Source organism: Pseudomonas sp. zfem005 (assembly GCF_032621735.1).
Classification (GTDB): domain Bacteria; phylum Pseudomonadota; class Gammaproteobacteria; order Pseudomonadales; family Pseudomonadaceae; genus Metapseudomonas; species Metapseudomonas solani.
The window spans coordinates 167,365-181,621 of record NZ_JAVYJE010000012.1 but is presented as its reverse complement, the minus strand read 5'-3'; the positions used below and the strand labels follow the sequence as shown (position 1 = coordinate 181,621).

The following is a 14,257-nucleotide window of genomic DNA, read 5'->3' as shown; positions in this document are numbered from 1 at the left end:
TGGACCGCGCGACGCTGCGGTTATCCCCCCTGGTGGTGCGACGCGCCGACGACAGGTCATCACGTGCACGCCACCCGGCTCCTCGACGGTCTTGAACCCACCGTGCGACTTGTTCAGAATCGCCGCCTTTCGAAAACCGAGCAGTACCTACAATGAAAAAAAACCTGAGCCTGATCGCCCTCTGCATCGCTGCCTCTGCCCCCGCCTTCGCCAATGAGCAGGCGCAATCCAAGGGCTTCGTCGAAGACAGCAGCCTGAACGTGCTGCTGCGCAACGCCTACATGAACCGTGACTACAAGCACACCAAGTCCGACCGCATGGAGTGGGGCCAAGGCTTCATCGGTAACTTCAGCTCCGGCTTCACCCAAGGCACCGTAGGCTTCGGCGTCGACGCCTTCGGCCTGTACGCCCTGCGCCTGGACGGTGGCAAAGGCCGCGTCGGCGCTGCCGGCATCGACTTCTTCAAACCCGGTGACAGCGGCCACGCCCAGGACGACATCGCCCGTGCCGGCGCCGCCATCAAGGCGCGCATCTCCAACACCGTGATCAAGGTCGGCGACCAGATGCCCGCCCTGCCGGTACTGAGCTACGACGACTCCCGCCTGCTGCCGGAAAGCTACACCGGCACCCTGATCACCTCGAAGGAGATCGAAGGCCTGGAACTGAACGTCGGCCGCTTCAACGCCGAAGCCCAGAAGAGCGCCGAGGCCCGCGACAGCGGTGGCCTGAAGCGTATCGACGTGTACGGCGGCAGCTACAAGTTCAACGACCAGTTCAGCACCTCGCTCTACGCCTCCGACGTGAAGGACGTGCTGAAGAAGCAGTACCTGAACCTGAACTACATCATCCCGGTGGCTGACGACCAGTCCGTGACTCTGGACTTCAACGGCTACAAGACCCGCCTGGACAAGGAATTCGCCGCCAGCGACGCGCGCGACAACCGCATCTGGAGCCTGGCTGCCACCTACGCCCTGGGCGGCCACTCCTTCACCCTGGCGCACCAGCGCAGCAGCGGTGACATCGGCTACCTGTACGGCGGCTACCAGAGCGGCGACTACATCGGCGACGGCGGCACCACCATCTGGCTGGCCAACTCCTACTGGTCCGACTTCAACGGCAAGGACGAGAACTCCTGGCAGGTTGCTTACGGCCTGGACTTCGCCGAATACGGCGTACCCGGCCTGAGCTACCGCGTGGCCTACGTGCGCGGCGACAACATCGACGCCGGCCAGGGCGGCCGCGGCCAAGAGCGCGAAATCTTCAACCAGGTGCAGTACGTGGTCCAGGAAGGCCCGGCCAAGGACCTGAAGATGAAGCTGCGCGGCTCCATGCTGCGTGCCTCCAACAACATCAGCAGCTACGTCGACGACGGCAACGAAGTCCGCGTATTCGTCGAGTACCCGGTCAACATCTTCTGATCGAGCCCTCATGAACAAGAAGCCCCGGCGTGAAAGCGCCGGGGCTTTTTTTGTGGGGGTGGGAGCGCCAGGCAAGCGTGCTACCTGCACCACCCTCTTCCAGTGGGAGCGAATTCATTCGCGATCAGCTCTTCGCGGTTGAAACCGCTCCCACCGGGCCGGCGGAGCTTCGCTTTCGTAGGTCGGGTGCAACCCGGCATGGGTGCAGGGGGGCTGCTCGGCAATAGGCTGACGCTCCAATAAGCGGTGGGCTGAAGCCCACCCTACGCCCACCCGATGCATGTCCCTTGAAAGCATCGCGGATGAATCCGCTCCCACAAAAGAGCGGAGGTCGGCGCAGCGGGGCTTGCGGCTCCCCGCTTCAACCTCGACCGGCGCACAAAAAAGCGGCCGATCGGCGGCGCAACCGACTAATGGCCTGGCGCCATCAGCGAAAGATGGGCAACATGCGCGCCCGGCGGCCTGGCCGCCCTGGATGAAGTCGTACCCATAAAGGAATGGATGTGAAGATGTTCAAGCGCACGGCCGCCATCGTCGCGGTGGCCCTGGTCGCGGGGGGTTGCTCCACCCGTACCTATTTCAAGCTCCCGGAAGACACCAAGGTTTCCGTCTACGAGCGTCCCCAGCAGTTCAGCCAGGGCATGGTCACCACCCGCCCGTTCTTCTGGAGCTCCGCCGGCGGCATCCCCTACAAGCTGACCGACAGCCACGGCACGCTGGTTCAGCAGGGCAAGCTGCGCGCGCGCTTCCGCGTGGCGTCGATCTTCTGGCCGCCCTTCGCCATCATTTACTGGCCCATGGGCTTCGGTCAGCGTTGCTACGACCTGACCTCCGCCCAGCCGCAGCAGTGCACCAAGGGTGACCTGCTGCAGCTGCGCCGCGACCAGCGCCTGGCGGACTGATCCACCCAGGCAACGAACAAGGGAGCCCCAGGGCTCCCTTTTTCATGGGCGCGCGCCGGGCGTCACCGCGCCTGGCCGATGGACGCGCGATAGAGCGTGGCCTCCTCGTCCAGCCAGCGACCGAAGTCCTCGTGCTTCTGGCCCACGCCCTCGCCCGGCTGCCACACCAGCCAGTAGGGAAAGGCGTAGGGCACGCTGATGCCGGTGAGCTGCACCAGCTCGCCCCGCGCCAGTGCGCCCTGTACCAGGCTGCGGCGTTCCAGGGCGATGCCCTGGCACAGGCGCAGGGCCTCCAGCACCAGGTTGGAGTCGTTTATCCACAGGCCCAGGTCCGCTGGCGGCTCGTCCACGCCGGCCGCCTGGCACCAGCGCAGCCAGGGTTCGGCGGTGCGGATCAGGGGCAGGCGCAGGGCCTGCTGGGGCGTCTGCGGCAGGTCGCCGCCATTGAGGCGCGGCGAGGCCACCAGCAGCAGTTCGTCGTCGAACAGCCGGCGCCGCTCCAGCCCCTCCCAGTTGCCCTGGCCCATGCGGATGGCCAGGTCGACCCCCGACTGGCGCAGGTCCTGCAACCCGAGGCTGGCTTGCAGGTGGATGCGGTAGAGCGGGTGGCGCGCCTGGAAACGCGGCAGGCGCGGCAGCAGCCACTGGGCGCCGAAGGACGGCATCACCGCGATGGTCAGCGCCTCGCGCTCGGGGCGGTCGCGCACCAGGCGGGTGGCTTCGCCGATGTCCTCCAGCGCCCGGCGGATCTGCAGGGCATAGAGGCGGCCATCCTCGTTCAGGCGCAGGCCGCGCCCTTCGCGGACGAACAGCGGCAGGCCGAGCAGCAGCTCCAGCTGCTTGATCTGCTGGCTGATGGCCGAGTGGGTGACGTGCAGCTCGGCGGCGGCCCGGGTGATGCTGCCCAGGCGCGCGACCGCTTCGAAGCTGCGCAGCGAGGCCAGTGGAGGCATGTGATTCATGTAAGGAAAACTAACAGGAATCGGCAGAAAGTATCGATATTCACCGCCCCGGCGCACCGCTATTTTTTGCGAGCCGCCCACCTGGTCGGGGCGCCTCTTCCAATCCGTCGCCAAGGAACCTGTTAATGAAACTGATCGGTATGCTGGATTCCCCTTATGTACGCCGGGTCGCCATCAGCCTGCGCTCGCTCGACATCCCCTTCGAGCACGAGGCGGTTTCGGTGTTTCGTCATTTCGATGCCTTCAAGGCGATCAACCCGGTGGTCAAGGCACCGACCCTGGTGCTCGACGATGGCACCACGCTGATGGATTCGAGCCTGATCCTCGACTACCTGGAAACCCTCGCCGGGCGCAGCCTGCTGCCCGCAGCACCGGCCCCGCGCGCCCATGCCCTGCGCGTGGTCGGCCTGGCCCTGGCGCTGTGCGAGAAGGCGGTGCAGATCGTCTACGAGAAGGAGCTGCGCCCGCAGGACAAGCAGCATGCGCCCTGGCTGGAGCGGGTGCGCTACCAGTTGCACGCGGCCTGCAGCGAGGTGGAAGCGGAACTGGCCCGCCGCCCCCTGGGCGAAGGCGCCGGCATCGGCCAGGACGGCATCAGCCTGGCGGTGGCCTGGGGCTTCGCCCAGCTGGTGATCCGCGAGGAACTGGAGCCCGCCGGCTATCCGCTGCTGGCGGCCTTCGCCGAACGCGCCGAGCGGCTGCCGGCATTCCTCGCCACGCCGATGGCTTAACAAACCTTCACAGTTCCACGACAAAGCAGGCAATATTCGCCGCCGGTGGCTGCCTAGGATGGGCAGCTCCGACGGCCTGCCGCTCGCGACAGGCGACCACCATTCCGACAGGGACAGTCGCCATGACACTCACCCGACTCTTCGATTCGCTGCTCGCCCTCGCCGGCGTGCTGGCGCTGGCCGGCACCCTCGCGGCGGCCGACTGGCAAGCCCTCGCACGCCTCGACACCAGCCATGCCCAGGACCTGTTCCTGCCGCTGGCCGCCAGCGACAAGCGCCCGCCCCTGGCCCTGCCGGCCAGCCTGGAGCTGCCCCGGACGGGGCCGCTGGCACGGTCACTGCTTGGCAATCCGGCGCGCTATGTGTTCTGAGCCGGCGACCGGCGGGAGTCGAAGGCCCGTGGCGCGAAACCCGGAACATGCCCTGGCGGACCTCGGTCAACTGCTGGCAGCGATCAGGAACTGGCCGTGCATCAGCGAGCCCCGTCCCGGCAGCTTCTACCTGGGGCACCGGCCGTTCTGCCACATTCGGGTGCGCGGCGCCCGGCGCTGGGTGGATATCCGCATGCGGCGCGCCTGGCTGCCTCGGTTCGATTTGCCGCCGAACGACGCGCAGAGCCGCCTGGCGCTGCGTATCCTGCTGCACCAGGCGTACCGGATGGACCGGCAACCCCTGCATTCAAGGAGAGAAGGATGAAGATGTTACGCAGTGCCCTGTTGGCCTTCGGCCTGCTGGCCTGCACCCTCGCCCAGGCCACGGAGGCGCAGAAGATCGAGCAGGCCAAGGCCGCCGCGCGCGCCTGGCTGGTCCTCGCCGACAGCGAGGACTACCTGCGCAGCTGGCAGCAGGCGGCGAGCCTGTTCCGTCACTCGGTGACGCGCTACGACTGGATCAACCTGGCGGTGGACCTGCGCTCGCCCCTGGGGCCGGTGCGGGCGCGCACGCTGCAGTCGGCTACCTACGCGACCCAGTTGCCGGGCCTGCCGGACGGCGAGTACGTGATCCTCGAATACCGCAGCAACTTCGAGCACCACAGCGAGGCGGTGGAGACGGTGACGCCGATGCGCGACGCCGACGGCCAGTGGCGGGTGGCCGGTTACTACGTCGATTGAGAGAGGCCGACCCGGGCGGGTCGGCCAGGCACGCGGCCTACAGAACGAACTTCGCGACCACCGCCGCCACGCCGAGGACGGCCAGGACGATGCCGCCGATCAGCACCAGGCGCCCGGTGCGATCCTCAGCGGAGGCGGCCACTGCCGGAGCCTCGGGCGCCGGCGCGGCGGCGCGCAGCGGGTTGGCCACCGCCGGCTGGCTGGCCGGGCGCGGGGCAGCGACCGGCTTGGGCAGGTCGATCACACGGACGAACTGGGTGGCGTCCTCGTCGGCGGCCTGGCGCACCTCCACCTTGGGCCCGATCACCAGCAGCGTCACCGAAGCCATGCGCACCTGGTCGCCCGGCGCCAGCACGGCGGTGCCGACCTTCTGCTGGTTGACGAACACGCCGTTGGCCGAGGCCAGGTCCTTGATCTCCAGCACGTCGTCCTTGAGGAAGAACTCGGCATGGCGACGGGAGAGCTCCAGGTCGCTGAAGCACAGCTCGCACTTCACCGAACGGCCGAAGGTCATGGAGCCGGTGACGTGGTACTTCTGCCCCTCGTGCTCGCCCTTGATCACCTGCAGGAACCAGCGCGCGGTGGGCGCGGCCTTGGGCTTGACCTTGGCCGGGTCGACCAGCAGCAGCTCCAGGGTGCCGATGCGCACGCGGTCGTCGGAGCGCAGCTGGTAGCGCGCGCCGATGCGCTCGCCGTTGACGAAGGTGCCGCTGCGGGTGCCGCAGTCGGTGAGGTAGTAGAGGCCGTGGTCCTGGCGGATTTCCGCATGGAAGGGGCTGACCTCGGCCTCGTTGAGTACCAGGTTGTTGCGCGCGTCCTGGCCGATGGTGAAGCGTTCGTCCACCAGCCAGACCGGCTCCTGGCGATTGTCTGCGAAGTGAATCCTGAGCATGTCCGAAATCCTTGATCCTGGTTGCGCCAAGCCGATCGCCCAGCTGACCTGTTAACGCGCATCAGTCGAAGATGCGGTTCCATAAACGCTTGACCGGGTTGGCGGTCTGTTGCTGCTGCCGCGACTGGCTGCGTACCACCTGGGCCTTGCGCACGCGCATGGCGTGGTCGGCCTGCAGCTGCAGCAGCTGCGGATCTTCCGGCGCCACCGCGAGGCCACCCTTGATGTATTCCTGGGCCAGGGCGAATTCCCGATGGCCGTAGGCTTCCTCGGCCAGCAGGGCGAAGCGCCGCGCCACCTGTTCGAGGCCCGCGAATGCGCGCGGGTTCTCGGGTTGCAGGGCCAGCGCCTGCTGGTAGTAGGCCACCGCGCTGTCGCCCTCGGGCTGCAGCAGGCGGTCGTCGGCCAGGCGCTCATCGCCCAGGGCCACCAGGGCGTCGACCCGGGCCTGCAGCACGCGGGCCAGGCCCTGGGTGGCGGCGGCGTTGCCGGCATCCAGGGCCAGCACCTGGTTGAAGTAGTGCTCGGCGCTGTCGCCGGCCGGCTCCACCAGGCTGCCGGCGTTCAGGCGCAGTTCGGCCCGGGCCAGCAGGTCGTCGATCTTCTTCTGTTGCAGCAGGTGGTAGCCGAGGCCGCCGCCCAGGGCGAGCAGCAGCACGCCCAGCAGGGCCCAACCCCAGATCGGCACGCCTCGGCGCGGGGCCGGCTGCGCGGGAGCCGCCGGTGCCGCCTTCGCCTTGCGCGTGGGGTTGGCGTCGCGGGGGGCGGCCTTGGGGGCGGGGGTCAGGCGGGTGTTGTCGAGCTCGCCCTCGTTGAGTTCGGCCAGGCTCGCCAGCAGCACGCGGCAGTCGGCGAAGCGCTCGTCGGGGTCCTTGGCCAGCATGCGGTCGAGCAGGAACTGGTAGCGCTCCAGGGCGCCGTGCAGGCGCGGGGGCTCCTGCTGCACGTGGTTCATCACCGTCTGGGTGTAGCTGGAGCCACGGAAGGGATTGGTGCCGGTAAGCATCTCCAGGAGGATGACGCCCAGGCTGTAGATGTCGCTGCGCGCGTCCAGCGGCTGGCACTGGGCCTGCTCGGGGCTGCTGTAGGCGGGGCTGCCGACGGCGACGTTGTACTGGGTCAGCTCGCTGTCGAGCTCCAGCTCCTTGGCGATGCCGAAGTCGCTGAGCACCGCGGTGCCGTCTTCGCGGAAGAGGATGTTGGCCGGCTTGATGTCGCGGTGGACCATGCCCTTGTCATGCACCACCACCAGCGCGGCGGCGATCTGCCGGACGATGTCCAGCGCCCGCTGCGGCTCGAAGCGCTCGCCCCGGTGCTGGGCCAGGTCGCCGCCGGCGACGAACTCCATGGCGATGTAGTAGCGCCCGTCGGCGAGCTGGCCGATGTCGTGGATGGTGATGATCGAGGGGTGGTGCAGGGAAGCGACCAGGTGCGCTTCCTTGACGAAGCGCTTGGCGAAGGCTTCGTCGTCCAGGCGCTGCAGCACCTTGATCGCCACCTGGCGATGCAGCGACTCCTGGGTCGCGAGGTAGACCTCGGCCATGCCGCCCTTGCCCAACCGGCCGTGCACGCTGTAGCCGGGTATTTCTAGCAAGCTGTCATTCATAGGGAGTCGATGCGCGTCGGATTCATCGGGGTTTTCGGGGGTTGAACAAACGGCTGAGGAAGGAACGCGGGGGTGGGGCCTTGGCCGGTTCCTGCTCCTGCGCGGGCAGGCCCAGCACGATGCAGGAGATATTGTCCCTGCCGCCATGGCTATTGGCTAGTACGATCAGCTGATCGACCATACCGTCCAGCGTCCGGGCCTTGTTGCACTGGGCATGGATCTCCTCGTCGTCCAGCTCGCCGCTGAGGCCGTCGCTGCACAGCAGCAGCAGTTCGCCGGGGAGCAGGCTGCCACTGAGCAGGCCGACTTCCAGGGCCTGGTCGTCGCGCCCCAGGCACTGGGTGATGACATTGCGCCGCGCATCGGTGCGCGCCTGCTCGGGGGTCATCTGGCCCGCGTCCACCAGCGCCTGGACCCAGCTGTGGTCGCGGCTGATCTGGTGGATGCCGGCGGCGTCGATGCGGTAGGCGCGGCTGTCGCCGACCCAGGCCAGCTCGAAGTCGCTGCCCTGGAAACGCACGGCCACCAGGGTGGTGCCCATGCCCCGGCGTTCGTCGTCGAGGCCGGCGGCGGCCTCCAGCACGGCACGGTTTGCGCCGTGCACGGCCACTTCCAGGGGCAGGCCGGCGGCCAGTTCGCGCTCCAGGGTTTCCAGGGCGATGGCGCTGGCCACCTCGCCGCAGCTGTGGCCGCCCATGCCGTCGGCGACCGCCCAGAGGCCGAGCGCCGGCCTGCACAGCAGTGCATCTTCGTTGTGATCGCGCACCCGTCCTGCGACCGATTGCGCCGCATAGCCCAGGGGTTCCTGGCCAGGCGTCATTCCCATGCTGTTCCGTCCGTACTGCCGCCGCGTGAAGTCATCCGGCGCGGTTCCGAGAGGCTCGCCCCCGGCCCGCCACCGCAACCCGGCATGATGCGACCCCGGGCGGGCGCTGTCGCGGCTTTCCATGCCCAAGTGTTAAACAGTCGAGGCTTTGTCGCGGCCTGCAGAGCGCCACTTCCCGACTATGCTTTCTGGGTGTAGCAGCAAATGGCCGGCTCGGGCAGCCGAAGGAGGTGCGGGTGATCAAGAGCGTTCCATGGCATGGATGCGTCACCCCGACCACCTGACGGAGAAGCGACATGAGCAAAGGCATGAATGCGAAGAAGGAAAGCAAGAAGAAGCCGCTGAAGAGCGCCCATGAGAAGCGCATGGCCAAACGCGACAAGAAGCATGGTGACGGCCTCCTGGGCAGCCATGCGGCGTTGCCTTAGGTTGTCAGCAGGCAGGGGGACGGCGGGCTGAGTGAACACAGCCGCCATCCACGGGTACAACACCACCAGCGCTCGGTACCGGAACTCCGGTGCCGGGCGCTTTCGCATGGCGGCGAACCCAGCGCGGCGGCGGGGGTCGAAGCACCTATTCTCCGGGGTCCGAGGACGATCGATGGTCTACCAACGTGTCAACGCATGGATGCTCGCGCTGGGCCTGCCGCTGCTGCTGGCCGGCTGCGCTTCCCAGTCCTGTGATGAGCCGATGTCCGGCGAGCAGTGCCGCGAGGAGCGCCTGCTGTACCAGAACGACATGCTGCAGGCGAAGATCCTGGTCGCCTCCGGCGAGCCGGACAACTTCGAGCTGGCCTCGGCCCTGCTCAGCCGTGCCGAGGCCGAAGACCGGCGCGGCGAAGTGCCCTTCTACCAGGCGGTGCTGAAGATCCACGAAGGCCCGCAGGTGGACGAGGTGCTCAGCCTGCTGGAACGGGCCGCGGCGAAGCACCACCCCCACGCCACGGCGCTGCTGTACAAGATCTACGCCGAGCCCTTCCTGATCACCGAGGCCGACCCGCTGAAGGCCGAGCTGTACCGCGCCGACTACGCCAACCTGGATGTCGCCAAGAGCGGCTACCCCTCCTTCGAGAAAGCCCTGGCGGTGGTCAATGCCCTGGTTGCCCCGCCACCGCCGCCGCCCGCAGCGCCGCCGGAAGAATGAACCCCGGCCGGCGGCGGCCTGCGGCAATACGCCGTCCTCCCGCCTGGCCCTTCCTGCTGCACAATCCCTCGCCGAGCCCGGCGCCAGACCGGGCCATCGCTTCGCCTGCGCGTGTAGACCAGACCCGGGTCCAAGGACCCTCCAGCGAGGTTTACCCATGAGCATCACCTCCAGCGGCATTTGCGCCGCCGCCGATCAGCTGGCCGGCTTCGTCGGCTTCAACACCAAGACCGGGCGGCACATCGTGCGCTTCAGCGAAGACTCCTTCGGCATGGACGTGGACAACGACAGCATCATGCCGGCCTGCGAATTCGTCTGGCAGCCCCACGGCGACCGCACCATGACCCTCAAGCGCGAGCTGATCCAGCTGCTGCTGGAACAGAACATCGACGACCGCCTCAACGTCACCGAACCGTTGCGCGTGTACATGCGCCGCAAGGACCTGCCGGAAATCACCGCCGAGCGCTGCCTCAAGCCCACCACACTGGAGGCCTGAAGCCTGCGTCCCGGCTCAGGCGCAGCGCGTTTCCGCCCGCCGCTGTTCCAGCCGGGCGCAGAGCCGCGCGGCGATGCGGTGCATATCGGTGCCCACCAGCAGCACGGTGCCGCCCCCAGATCCCGACCTAGACCTTGATCACCACCGCCGGCCGGGGCACGCCCTCGGCGTCCAGCTCGTAGCAATAGGCCTCCTTGAGCTCAGCCTTGCCGCTGTCGGTGTAGACCAGCAGGCGCTTGCCGTCGGTGCGGGTCTTGACCAGGCCATAGGCGCTGCGGCTGAAGGCATAGAAGTCGCCGCGCTTCTCCGCCTTTTCCTTGTTGCTGAGGTGCGCCCAGCCCTCCAGGCGGAAGAAGGCCACCAGCTCGGTGACGAACACCAGCGGCTCGTCCACCCGCGAGTAGCGCCCCAGGGCGCCCATCAGGGTGGCGCGGGGGTGGATGTATTCGTTCATCGGGTCGTCGCCGCTGGAGACGATGTTGACGATGGGCTCGACGCGCTTGAAGAAGCCGCCGGAGAAATCCGCCGAGCCGTGGTGGGGCACCTTGAATAGTTCGGCGCGCAGGCTGATCTCGCCCTTGTCGTGCTGCCGCGCCAGGGTACGCCCGGCCTCGTCATTGAGGTCGCCGCAGAACAGGTAGCTGAAGCCGCCGTAGCGCAGGCGGAAGACGATGGAGTGGCCGTTGATGGTGTGGGACGCGGAATAGCCGGCGAAGCCCTCGGCGCCGATGTCCAGCGACTCGTGGCCGATACGCGGGCCGGAGGGCGGGCTGCCGAGAAAGGGCAGGCCACTGGCGCCGCCGGCCTCGCTGAGCAGGGGGCCGAGCACCTGCGCGTCCAGCCCCTCGTCACGGAGGAAGTCGAAGGCATCGTGCTGCCCCTGGGACAACCGGCGGAACTCGATGGGGGCACTCCCCAGCCGCTCGGCCCGCGCCTGCCAGGCCTCCAGCGCCTTGCGCCAGGCGCGGAAGTCGGTGTTCATCTCCTCCGCCGGCACCTGCAATGGGCTGTCCAGCAGCGGGGTGAGCAGCTTGAGGCCGTCGGCGTCCAGGGTCGGGCCGAGTAGTTCGGTTTCCTTGCGCCCGCTCTTCGAACGCTTCACCAGGCCGTTGTGGTAGATGCGCCGGGGCTCGATGAACAGCCGCTTGCGCGGCTCGGCGTTGGTTTCGGAACGCTGGATCTGGGTCAGGCCGGAGAAGTGATCGGCATCGCCGTGGGTCACCAGGATGCAATCGATCGGCCGCGGCGCATCATCGGAGGTGCCGCGATAACGCGCCGCCAGGTAACGGGCGAACATCTGGTTGTCGCCGCCATCCACCAGCATCACCTTGCCGCCGGGGCTCTCGACCACCGCGCCATCACCCTGCTGCACGTCGACGAAGTTGACCTTGAGTACGCGGTTTTCCGCGCGCGGCAGCACCAGGTCGGCCGGTTTGAGGCGACCACCCTTCGCCCGTCGCGCGGATTTCGGCGGCACCAGCCAGGCCTCCGTGGCTACCGGCAGGATGCTGCCGTCGGAACGCTCCTGGTAGGTGTGGGTGGCGATGCGCAGGTGGGTGTCGGTGACCTCCAGCACATCGACATAGTCACCCCAGGCCAGGGTGTAGAGCAGCTTGCCGCCCTTGGGGGCGTCGTAGACGTTGGCCAGGTCGACGGCAAGCACGGCAGCGGTGGTGGTCATGCTCAGGCTCCTTTTGCGCATGGTCGGGCGCGCAGGAGCATAGAAGAGGTCACGCCGGGTTGCCGGGCGCAGCGGCGCTTCCCGACCAAGGTCGGGCGGCGCGGTCAGTCGTCGGCGGCGGGATCGAGCCCGGGGAACAGCACCTCGGTGAAACCGAACTTGGCGAAGTCGGTGATGCGCGACGGATAGAGGCGGCCGATCAGGTGGTCGCATTCGTGCTGCACCACCCGCGCATGGAAGCCTTCGACGCGGCGGTCGATGACATTGCCCTGCGGATCGACGCCCTGGTAGCGGATGGCCCGGTAGCGGTTCACCGCGCCGCGCAGGCCGGGAACCGACAGGCAGCCCTCCCAACCCTCCTCCAGTTCCTCGCCCAGGGGCGTGATCACCGGGTTGATGAGGATGGTCGGCGGCACCGCCGGCGCATCGGGGTAGCGCTCGCTGCGCTCGAATCCGAAGATCACCAGCTGCAGGTCGACGCCGATCTGCGGCGCGGCCAGGCCCACGCCACCGACGTGGTGCATGGTCTCGAACATGTCGTCGATCAGGCGTTGCAGTTCATCGCTGCCGAAGAGTTCGGCGGGGACCGGAGGCGCCACGCGCAACAGGCGCGGGTCCCCCATCTTGAGGATTTCTCGGATCATCGGTGAGCGCTCGACGAGGTCAGGGCAAAAGTGGATGAAGCCTGTAACCACGCGGCGTTGCAAGGCATCCGCGAAGCGCGGCGGGAAAGCGGAGCGACAGACGGAAGGAGCCTTTTTCGCCGATGCGAATAAAACGATAGGCAATCCCCGCGCGGACGGGTATGGTGTTGCGCACTGTGCTGCATGTGTCACCGTAAATCGATCCACGGTTTCAAGCCTTCGATTTATCCACTCTTTGCGCTCAGTCCGGCCTGGAAAGTTCCAACGCCGTGTCAACTTTGTTCAAGGAGTTTCAAAATGGCTGATCGTCAAACTGGCACCGTCAAGTGGTTCAACGATGAAAAAGGCTTCGGCTTCATCACCACCGATAACGGCCCGGACCTGTTCGTTCACTACCGCTCCATCCAGAGCGCCGGCTTCAAAAGCCTGAAGGAAGGCCAAAAGGTTTCCTTCATCGCTGTGCAGGGCCAGAAAGGCATGCAAGCCGACGAAGTACAAGTGATCTAATCACTGCCGTACAAAGAAACCGGCCTTCGGGCCGGTTTTTTTTTCAGGGTATTTATTCCACCGCCGAGCCCTGCGGCACTGTCCTGATAAGGAGCCCCCAATGCGCATCAAGAACTCCCACAGCAGCAAGCCCAAGCCTCCGCCCGCCGTCGAAACCAGCGAATCGATCGCCGAGCAGGTTTCCGCCTTCCTGAAGTCCGGTGGCGAAATCCAGAAGATCGCCAAGGGTGTCAGTGGCCAGGCAGCTCCCAGCCGCCACATCCGCATCGGCAAGTAACGCCCTCCGCGCCCCCTGGCGAGTGAGATGACTCATTCGCCGGGCGCAGCTCCACCCTCGCAGCACCTCCCTCGCTTCCCTCGCCTTTCCTGCCTGCCGCGACCCGCCTGGGTCAGATATCGGCGGCGCTGTTACGTGCCTCTGCCACCAGCCAATCGATCAGCCGTCGCAGCCGCTCACCGGGCGTGGCCTTGCGGCTCCAGGCCAAGCGGTATTCCCAGGGCGTGGTGATGCGGCACGCCTGGCCGAAGGGCAGCACCAGGCGACCCTGGGCGATGTCATCCCCCGCCAGGGCCGTGGAGCCCAGGGCGAACCCCTGGCCGGCGACCGCCCCCTGGATCGCATGGCCGATCAGGCCGAAACGCATGCCCGCCGACGCGTCCACGCCGGGGCCGACATGCTGGTCGAACCAATCCCCCCAGCTGGGAATGCTCAGCTTCGACGCACTCTTCCAGGTGGCGTGGATGAGCCGCGCCCCCACCAGGTCGGCAGGTTCGCGCAGCGGGTGCTGTTGCAGATAGGTCGGGCTGCACACCGGGAAGAACGCCTCGCGAAACAGCAGCTCGCTCGACGGCAAGCGAGTGCCGGCGGTTACGAAGCGGATGGCCAGGCTGGCCTCGCCCCGCTCCAGGTCGATGAGTTCCTCGGTGGACTCCAGGCTGAGGGTCACGTCCGGGTGCACGGTGGAAAACTGGTTCAGGCGCTTCATCAGCCAATGGGTGGCGATGGAGGGCGCGCAGGTTATGTGCACCGGTCCCTCGCGCTGCCCACGCAACGCATCGGCGCCGTGCGCCAGCAGTGCAAAGGCTTCAGACACGGTGGCCGCCAGGCGCCGGCCATTGTCGTTGAGGGTCACCGTGTTGCGGGTGCGGTCGAACAGGCTGACGCCGAGCTCTTCCTCGAGCAGGCGGATCTGCCGGCTGACGGCGCCGGGGGTGACCGAAAGCTCGCTGGCCGCCTCGGTGAAATTGCGGCAACGGGCAGCGACCTCGAAGGCGCGCAAGGCGATGAGCGATGGCGTACGCATGGATTCTGCTTTGAGTTGAAATCAAAGCATGAT

General features: G+C 67.3%; 18 protein-coding genes. 11 read left to right on the top strand and 7 right to left on the bottom strand.

The genetic code is table 11. The annotated features are described in order from the left end of the window. The first annotated feature begins 152 nt into the window (after window positions 1-152). Together RTW82_RS25770 and RTW82_RS25765 are read left to right on the top strand one after the other, a co-directional pair. Entirely contained in the window at window positions 153-1,418 is a 1,266-nt protein-coding gene (locus RTW82_RS25770; protein WP_021216892.1) for an OprD family porin, read from the top strand. Between the two features lie 509 nt (window positions 1,419-1,927). After that, entirely contained in the window at window positions 1,928-2,320 is a 393-nt protein-coding gene (locus tag RTW82_RS25765) for a hypothetical protein (RefSeq protein ID WP_031286856.1), read from the top strand. Between the two features lie 62 nt (window positions 2,321-2,382). Here the strand turns inward: RTW82_RS25765 and RTW82_RS25760 are convergent, their stop codons facing one another. Beyond that, window positions 2,383-3,282: a LysR substrate-binding domain-containing protein gene (locus RTW82_RS25760; RefSeq protein ID WP_316926865.1), complete on the bottom strand. Its 900-nt coding sequence runs from the start codon at window positions 3,280-3,282 to the stop codon at window positions 2,383-2,385. Window positions 3,283-3,407: 125 nt separating this feature from the next. On the opposite strand from RTW82_RS25760, the gene RTW82_RS25755 reads away from it, so the two are divergent. The 4 genes from RTW82_RS25755 (at window position 3,408) to RTW82_RS25740 (ending at window position 5,125) form a co-directional block, all read left to right on the top strand. Next, a complete protein-coding gene (locus tag RTW82_RS25755; RefSeq protein WP_316926864.1) occupies window positions 3,408-4,013 on the top strand; it encodes a glutathione S-transferase in 606 nt (201 codons plus the stop codon). Window positions 4,014-4,135: 122 nt separating this feature from the next. Further along, entirely contained in the window at window positions 4,136-4,384 is a 249-nt protein-coding gene (locus tag RTW82_RS25750; RefSeq protein WP_316926863.1) for a hypothetical protein, read from the top strand. Window positions 4,385-4,412: 28 nt separating this feature from the next. Next, window positions 4,413-4,709 carry a hypothetical protein gene (locus RTW82_RS25745; RefSeq protein ID WP_178083021.1) on the top strand — a complete coding sequence of 99 codons (297 nt, stop codon included), beginning with the start codon at window positions 4,413-4,415 and terminating at the stop codon, window positions 4,707-4,709. After that, window positions 4,706-5,125, top strand: a complete 420-nt coding sequence (locus RTW82_RS25740; RefSeq protein WP_111264034.1) for a DUF4019 domain-containing protein — start codon at window positions 4,706-4,708, stop codon at window positions 5,123-5,125. The genes RTW82_RS25745 and RTW82_RS25740 overlap by 4 nt, the downstream gene beginning before the upstream one ends. Before the next feature lie 37 nt (window positions 5,126-5,162). On the opposite strand, the gene RTW82_RS25735 is transcribed toward RTW82_RS25740, so the two are convergent. The 3 genes from RTW82_RS25735 to RTW82_RS25725 all read right to left on the bottom strand — a co-directional run bounded on the left by RTW82_RS25735 (window position 5,163) and on the right by RTW82_RS25725 (window position 8,449). Continuing rightward, window positions 5,163-6,017, bottom strand: coding sequence for an FHA domain-containing protein (locus tag RTW82_RS25735; RefSeq protein ID WP_111264035.1), 855 nt, complete (start codon window positions 6,015-6,017; stop codon window positions 5,163-5,165). Window positions 6,018-6,078: 61 nt separating this feature from the next. Further along, window positions 6,079-7,623: a serine/threonine-protein kinase gene (locus RTW82_RS25730; protein WP_316926862.1), complete on the bottom strand. Its 1,545-nt coding sequence runs from the start codon at window positions 7,621-7,623 to the stop codon at window positions 6,079-6,081. A gap of 22 nt (window positions 7,624-7,645) precedes the next feature. After that, window positions 7,646-8,449 (bottom strand): PP2C family protein-serine/threonine phosphatase, encoded by an 804-nt coding sequence (locus RTW82_RS25725; RefSeq protein WP_316926861.1) that lies wholly within the window; start codon window positions 8,447-8,449, stop codon window positions 7,646-7,648. A 296-nt stretch (window positions 8,450-8,745) separates the two neighbouring features. Between RTW82_RS25725 and RTW82_RS25720 the strand changes: the two genes are divergently transcribed. The 3 genes from RTW82_RS25720 to RTW82_RS25710 all read left to right on the top strand — a co-directional run bounded on the left by RTW82_RS25720 (window position 8,746) and on the right by RTW82_RS25710 (window position 10,088). Next, complete coding sequence (locus RTW82_RS25720; protein ID WP_021216910.1) at window positions 8,746-8,877, top strand: hypothetical protein; 132 nt, start codon at window positions 8,746-8,748, stop codon at window positions 8,875-8,877. Between the two features lie 172 nt (window positions 8,878-9,049). After that, complete coding sequence (locus RTW82_RS25715; protein ID WP_316926860.1) at window positions 9,050-9,592, top strand: hypothetical protein; 543 nt, start codon at window positions 9,050-9,052, stop codon at window positions 9,590-9,592. A gap of 157 nt (window positions 9,593-9,749) precedes the next feature. Continuing rightward, complete coding sequence (locus tag RTW82_RS25710) at window positions 9,750-10,088, top strand: DUF2025 family protein (protein ID WP_043244381.1); 339 nt, start codon at window positions 9,750-9,752, stop codon at window positions 10,086-10,088. Window positions 10,089-10,215: 127 nt separating this feature from the next. Here RTW82_RS25710 and RTW82_RS25705 read toward each other — a convergent pair whose 3' ends face one another. Then, the gene (locus tag RTW82_RS25705) at window positions 10,216-11,769 is read right to left on the bottom strand and encodes a ComEC/Rec2 family competence protein (RefSeq protein ID WP_316926859.1); all 1,554 of its coding nucleotides are present in this window, start codon (window positions 11,767-11,769) and stop codon (window positions 10,216-10,218) included. 104 nt (window positions 11,770-11,873) lie between these two features. Beyond that, entirely contained in the window at window positions 11,874-12,413 is a 540-nt protein-coding gene (def, locus tag RTW82_RS25700) for a peptide deformylase (RefSeq protein ID WP_043244388.1), read from the bottom strand. A 297-nt stretch (window positions 12,414-12,710) separates the two neighbouring features. Here def and RTW82_RS25695 point away from each other — a divergent pair, with 297 nt between their 5' ends. After that, the gene (locus RTW82_RS25695) at window positions 12,711-12,920 is read left to right on the top strand and encodes a cold-shock protein (protein ID WP_021216916.1); all 210 of its coding nucleotides are present in this window, start codon (window positions 12,711-12,713) and stop codon (window positions 12,918-12,920) included. 100 nt (window positions 12,921-13,020) lie between these two features. Next, the gene (locus RTW82_RS25690; RefSeq protein WP_021216917.1) at window positions 13,021-13,197 is read left to right on the top strand and encodes a hypothetical protein; all 177 of its coding nucleotides are present in this window, start codon (window positions 13,021-13,023) and stop codon (window positions 13,195-13,197) included. A 112-nt stretch (window positions 13,198-13,309) separates the two neighbouring features. On the opposite strand, the gene RTW82_RS25685 is transcribed toward RTW82_RS25690, so the two are convergent. After that, a complete protein-coding gene (locus RTW82_RS25685; protein WP_316926858.1) occupies window positions 13,310-14,224 on the bottom strand; it encodes a LysR substrate-binding domain-containing protein in 915 nt (304 codons plus the stop codon). Window positions 14,225-14,257: the final 33 nt, after the last annotated feature.

Excerpts from the sequence above, each read along its gene's own strand:
- RTW82_RS25770 (WP_021216892.1), top strand. The coding sequence starts at position 153 with ATGAAAAAAAACCTGAGCCTGATCGCCCTCTGCATCGCTGCCTCTGCC.
- RTW82_RS25765 (WP_031286856.1), top strand. The coding sequence starts at position 1,928 with ATGTTCAAGCGCACGGCCGCCATCGTCGCGGTGGCCCTGGTCGCGGGG.
- RTW82_RS25760 (WP_316926865.1), bottom strand. The coding sequence starts at position 3,282 with ATGAATCACATGCCTCCACTGGCCTCGCTGCGCAGCTTCGAAGCGGTC.
- RTW82_RS25755 (WP_316926864.1), top strand. The coding sequence starts at position 3,408 with ATGAAACTGATCGGTATGCTGGATTCCCCTTATGTACGCCGGGTCGCC.
- RTW82_RS25750 (WP_316926863.1), top strand. The coding sequence starts at position 4,136 with ATGACACTCACCCGACTCTTCGATTCGCTGCTCGCCCTCGCCGGCGTG.
- RTW82_RS25740 (WP_111264034.1), top strand. The coding sequence starts at position 4,706 with ATGAAGATGTTACGCAGTGCCCTGTTGGCCTTCGGCCTGCTGGCCTGC.
- RTW82_RS25735 (WP_111264035.1), bottom strand. The coding sequence starts at position 6,017 with ATGCTCAGGATTCACTTCGCAGACAATCGCCAGGAGCCGGTCTGGCTG.
- RTW82_RS25730 (WP_316926862.1), bottom strand. The coding sequence starts at position 7,623 with ATGAATGACAGCTTGCTAGAAATACCCGGCTACAGCGTGCACGGCCGG.
- RTW82_RS25725 (WP_316926861.1), bottom strand. The coding sequence starts at position 8,449 with ATGGGAATGACGCCTGGCCAGGAACCCCTGGGCTATGCGGCGCAATCG.
- RTW82_RS25720 (WP_021216910.1), top strand. The coding sequence starts at position 8,746 with ATGAGCAAAGGCATGAATGCGAAGAAGGAAAGCAAGAAGAAGCCGCTG.
- RTW82_RS25715 (WP_316926860.1), top strand. The coding sequence starts at position 9,050 with ATGGTCTACCAACGTGTCAACGCATGGATGCTCGCGCTGGGCCTGCCG.
- RTW82_RS25710 (WP_043244381.1), top strand. The coding sequence starts at position 9,750 with ATGAGCATCACCTCCAGCGGCATTTGCGCCGCCGCCGATCAGCTGGCC.
- RTW82_RS25705 (WP_316926859.1), bottom strand. The coding sequence starts at position 11,769 with ATGACCACCACCGCTGCCGTGCTTGCCGTCGACCTGGCCAACGTCTAC.
- def (WP_043244388.1), bottom strand. The coding sequence starts at position 12,413 with ATGATCCGAGAAATCCTCAAGATGGGGGACCCGCGCCTGTTGCGCGTG.
- RTW82_RS25695 (WP_021216916.1), top strand. The coding sequence starts at position 12,711 with ATGGCTGATCGTCAAACTGGCACCGTCAAGTGGTTCAACGATGAAAAA.
- RTW82_RS25690 (WP_021216917.1), top strand. The coding sequence starts at position 13,021 with ATGCGCATCAAGAACTCCCACAGCAGCAAGCCCAAGCCTCCGCCCGCC.
- RTW82_RS25685 (WP_316926858.1), bottom strand. The coding sequence starts at position 14,224 with ATGCGTACGCCATCGCTCATCGCCTTGCGCGCCTTCGAGGTCGCTGCC.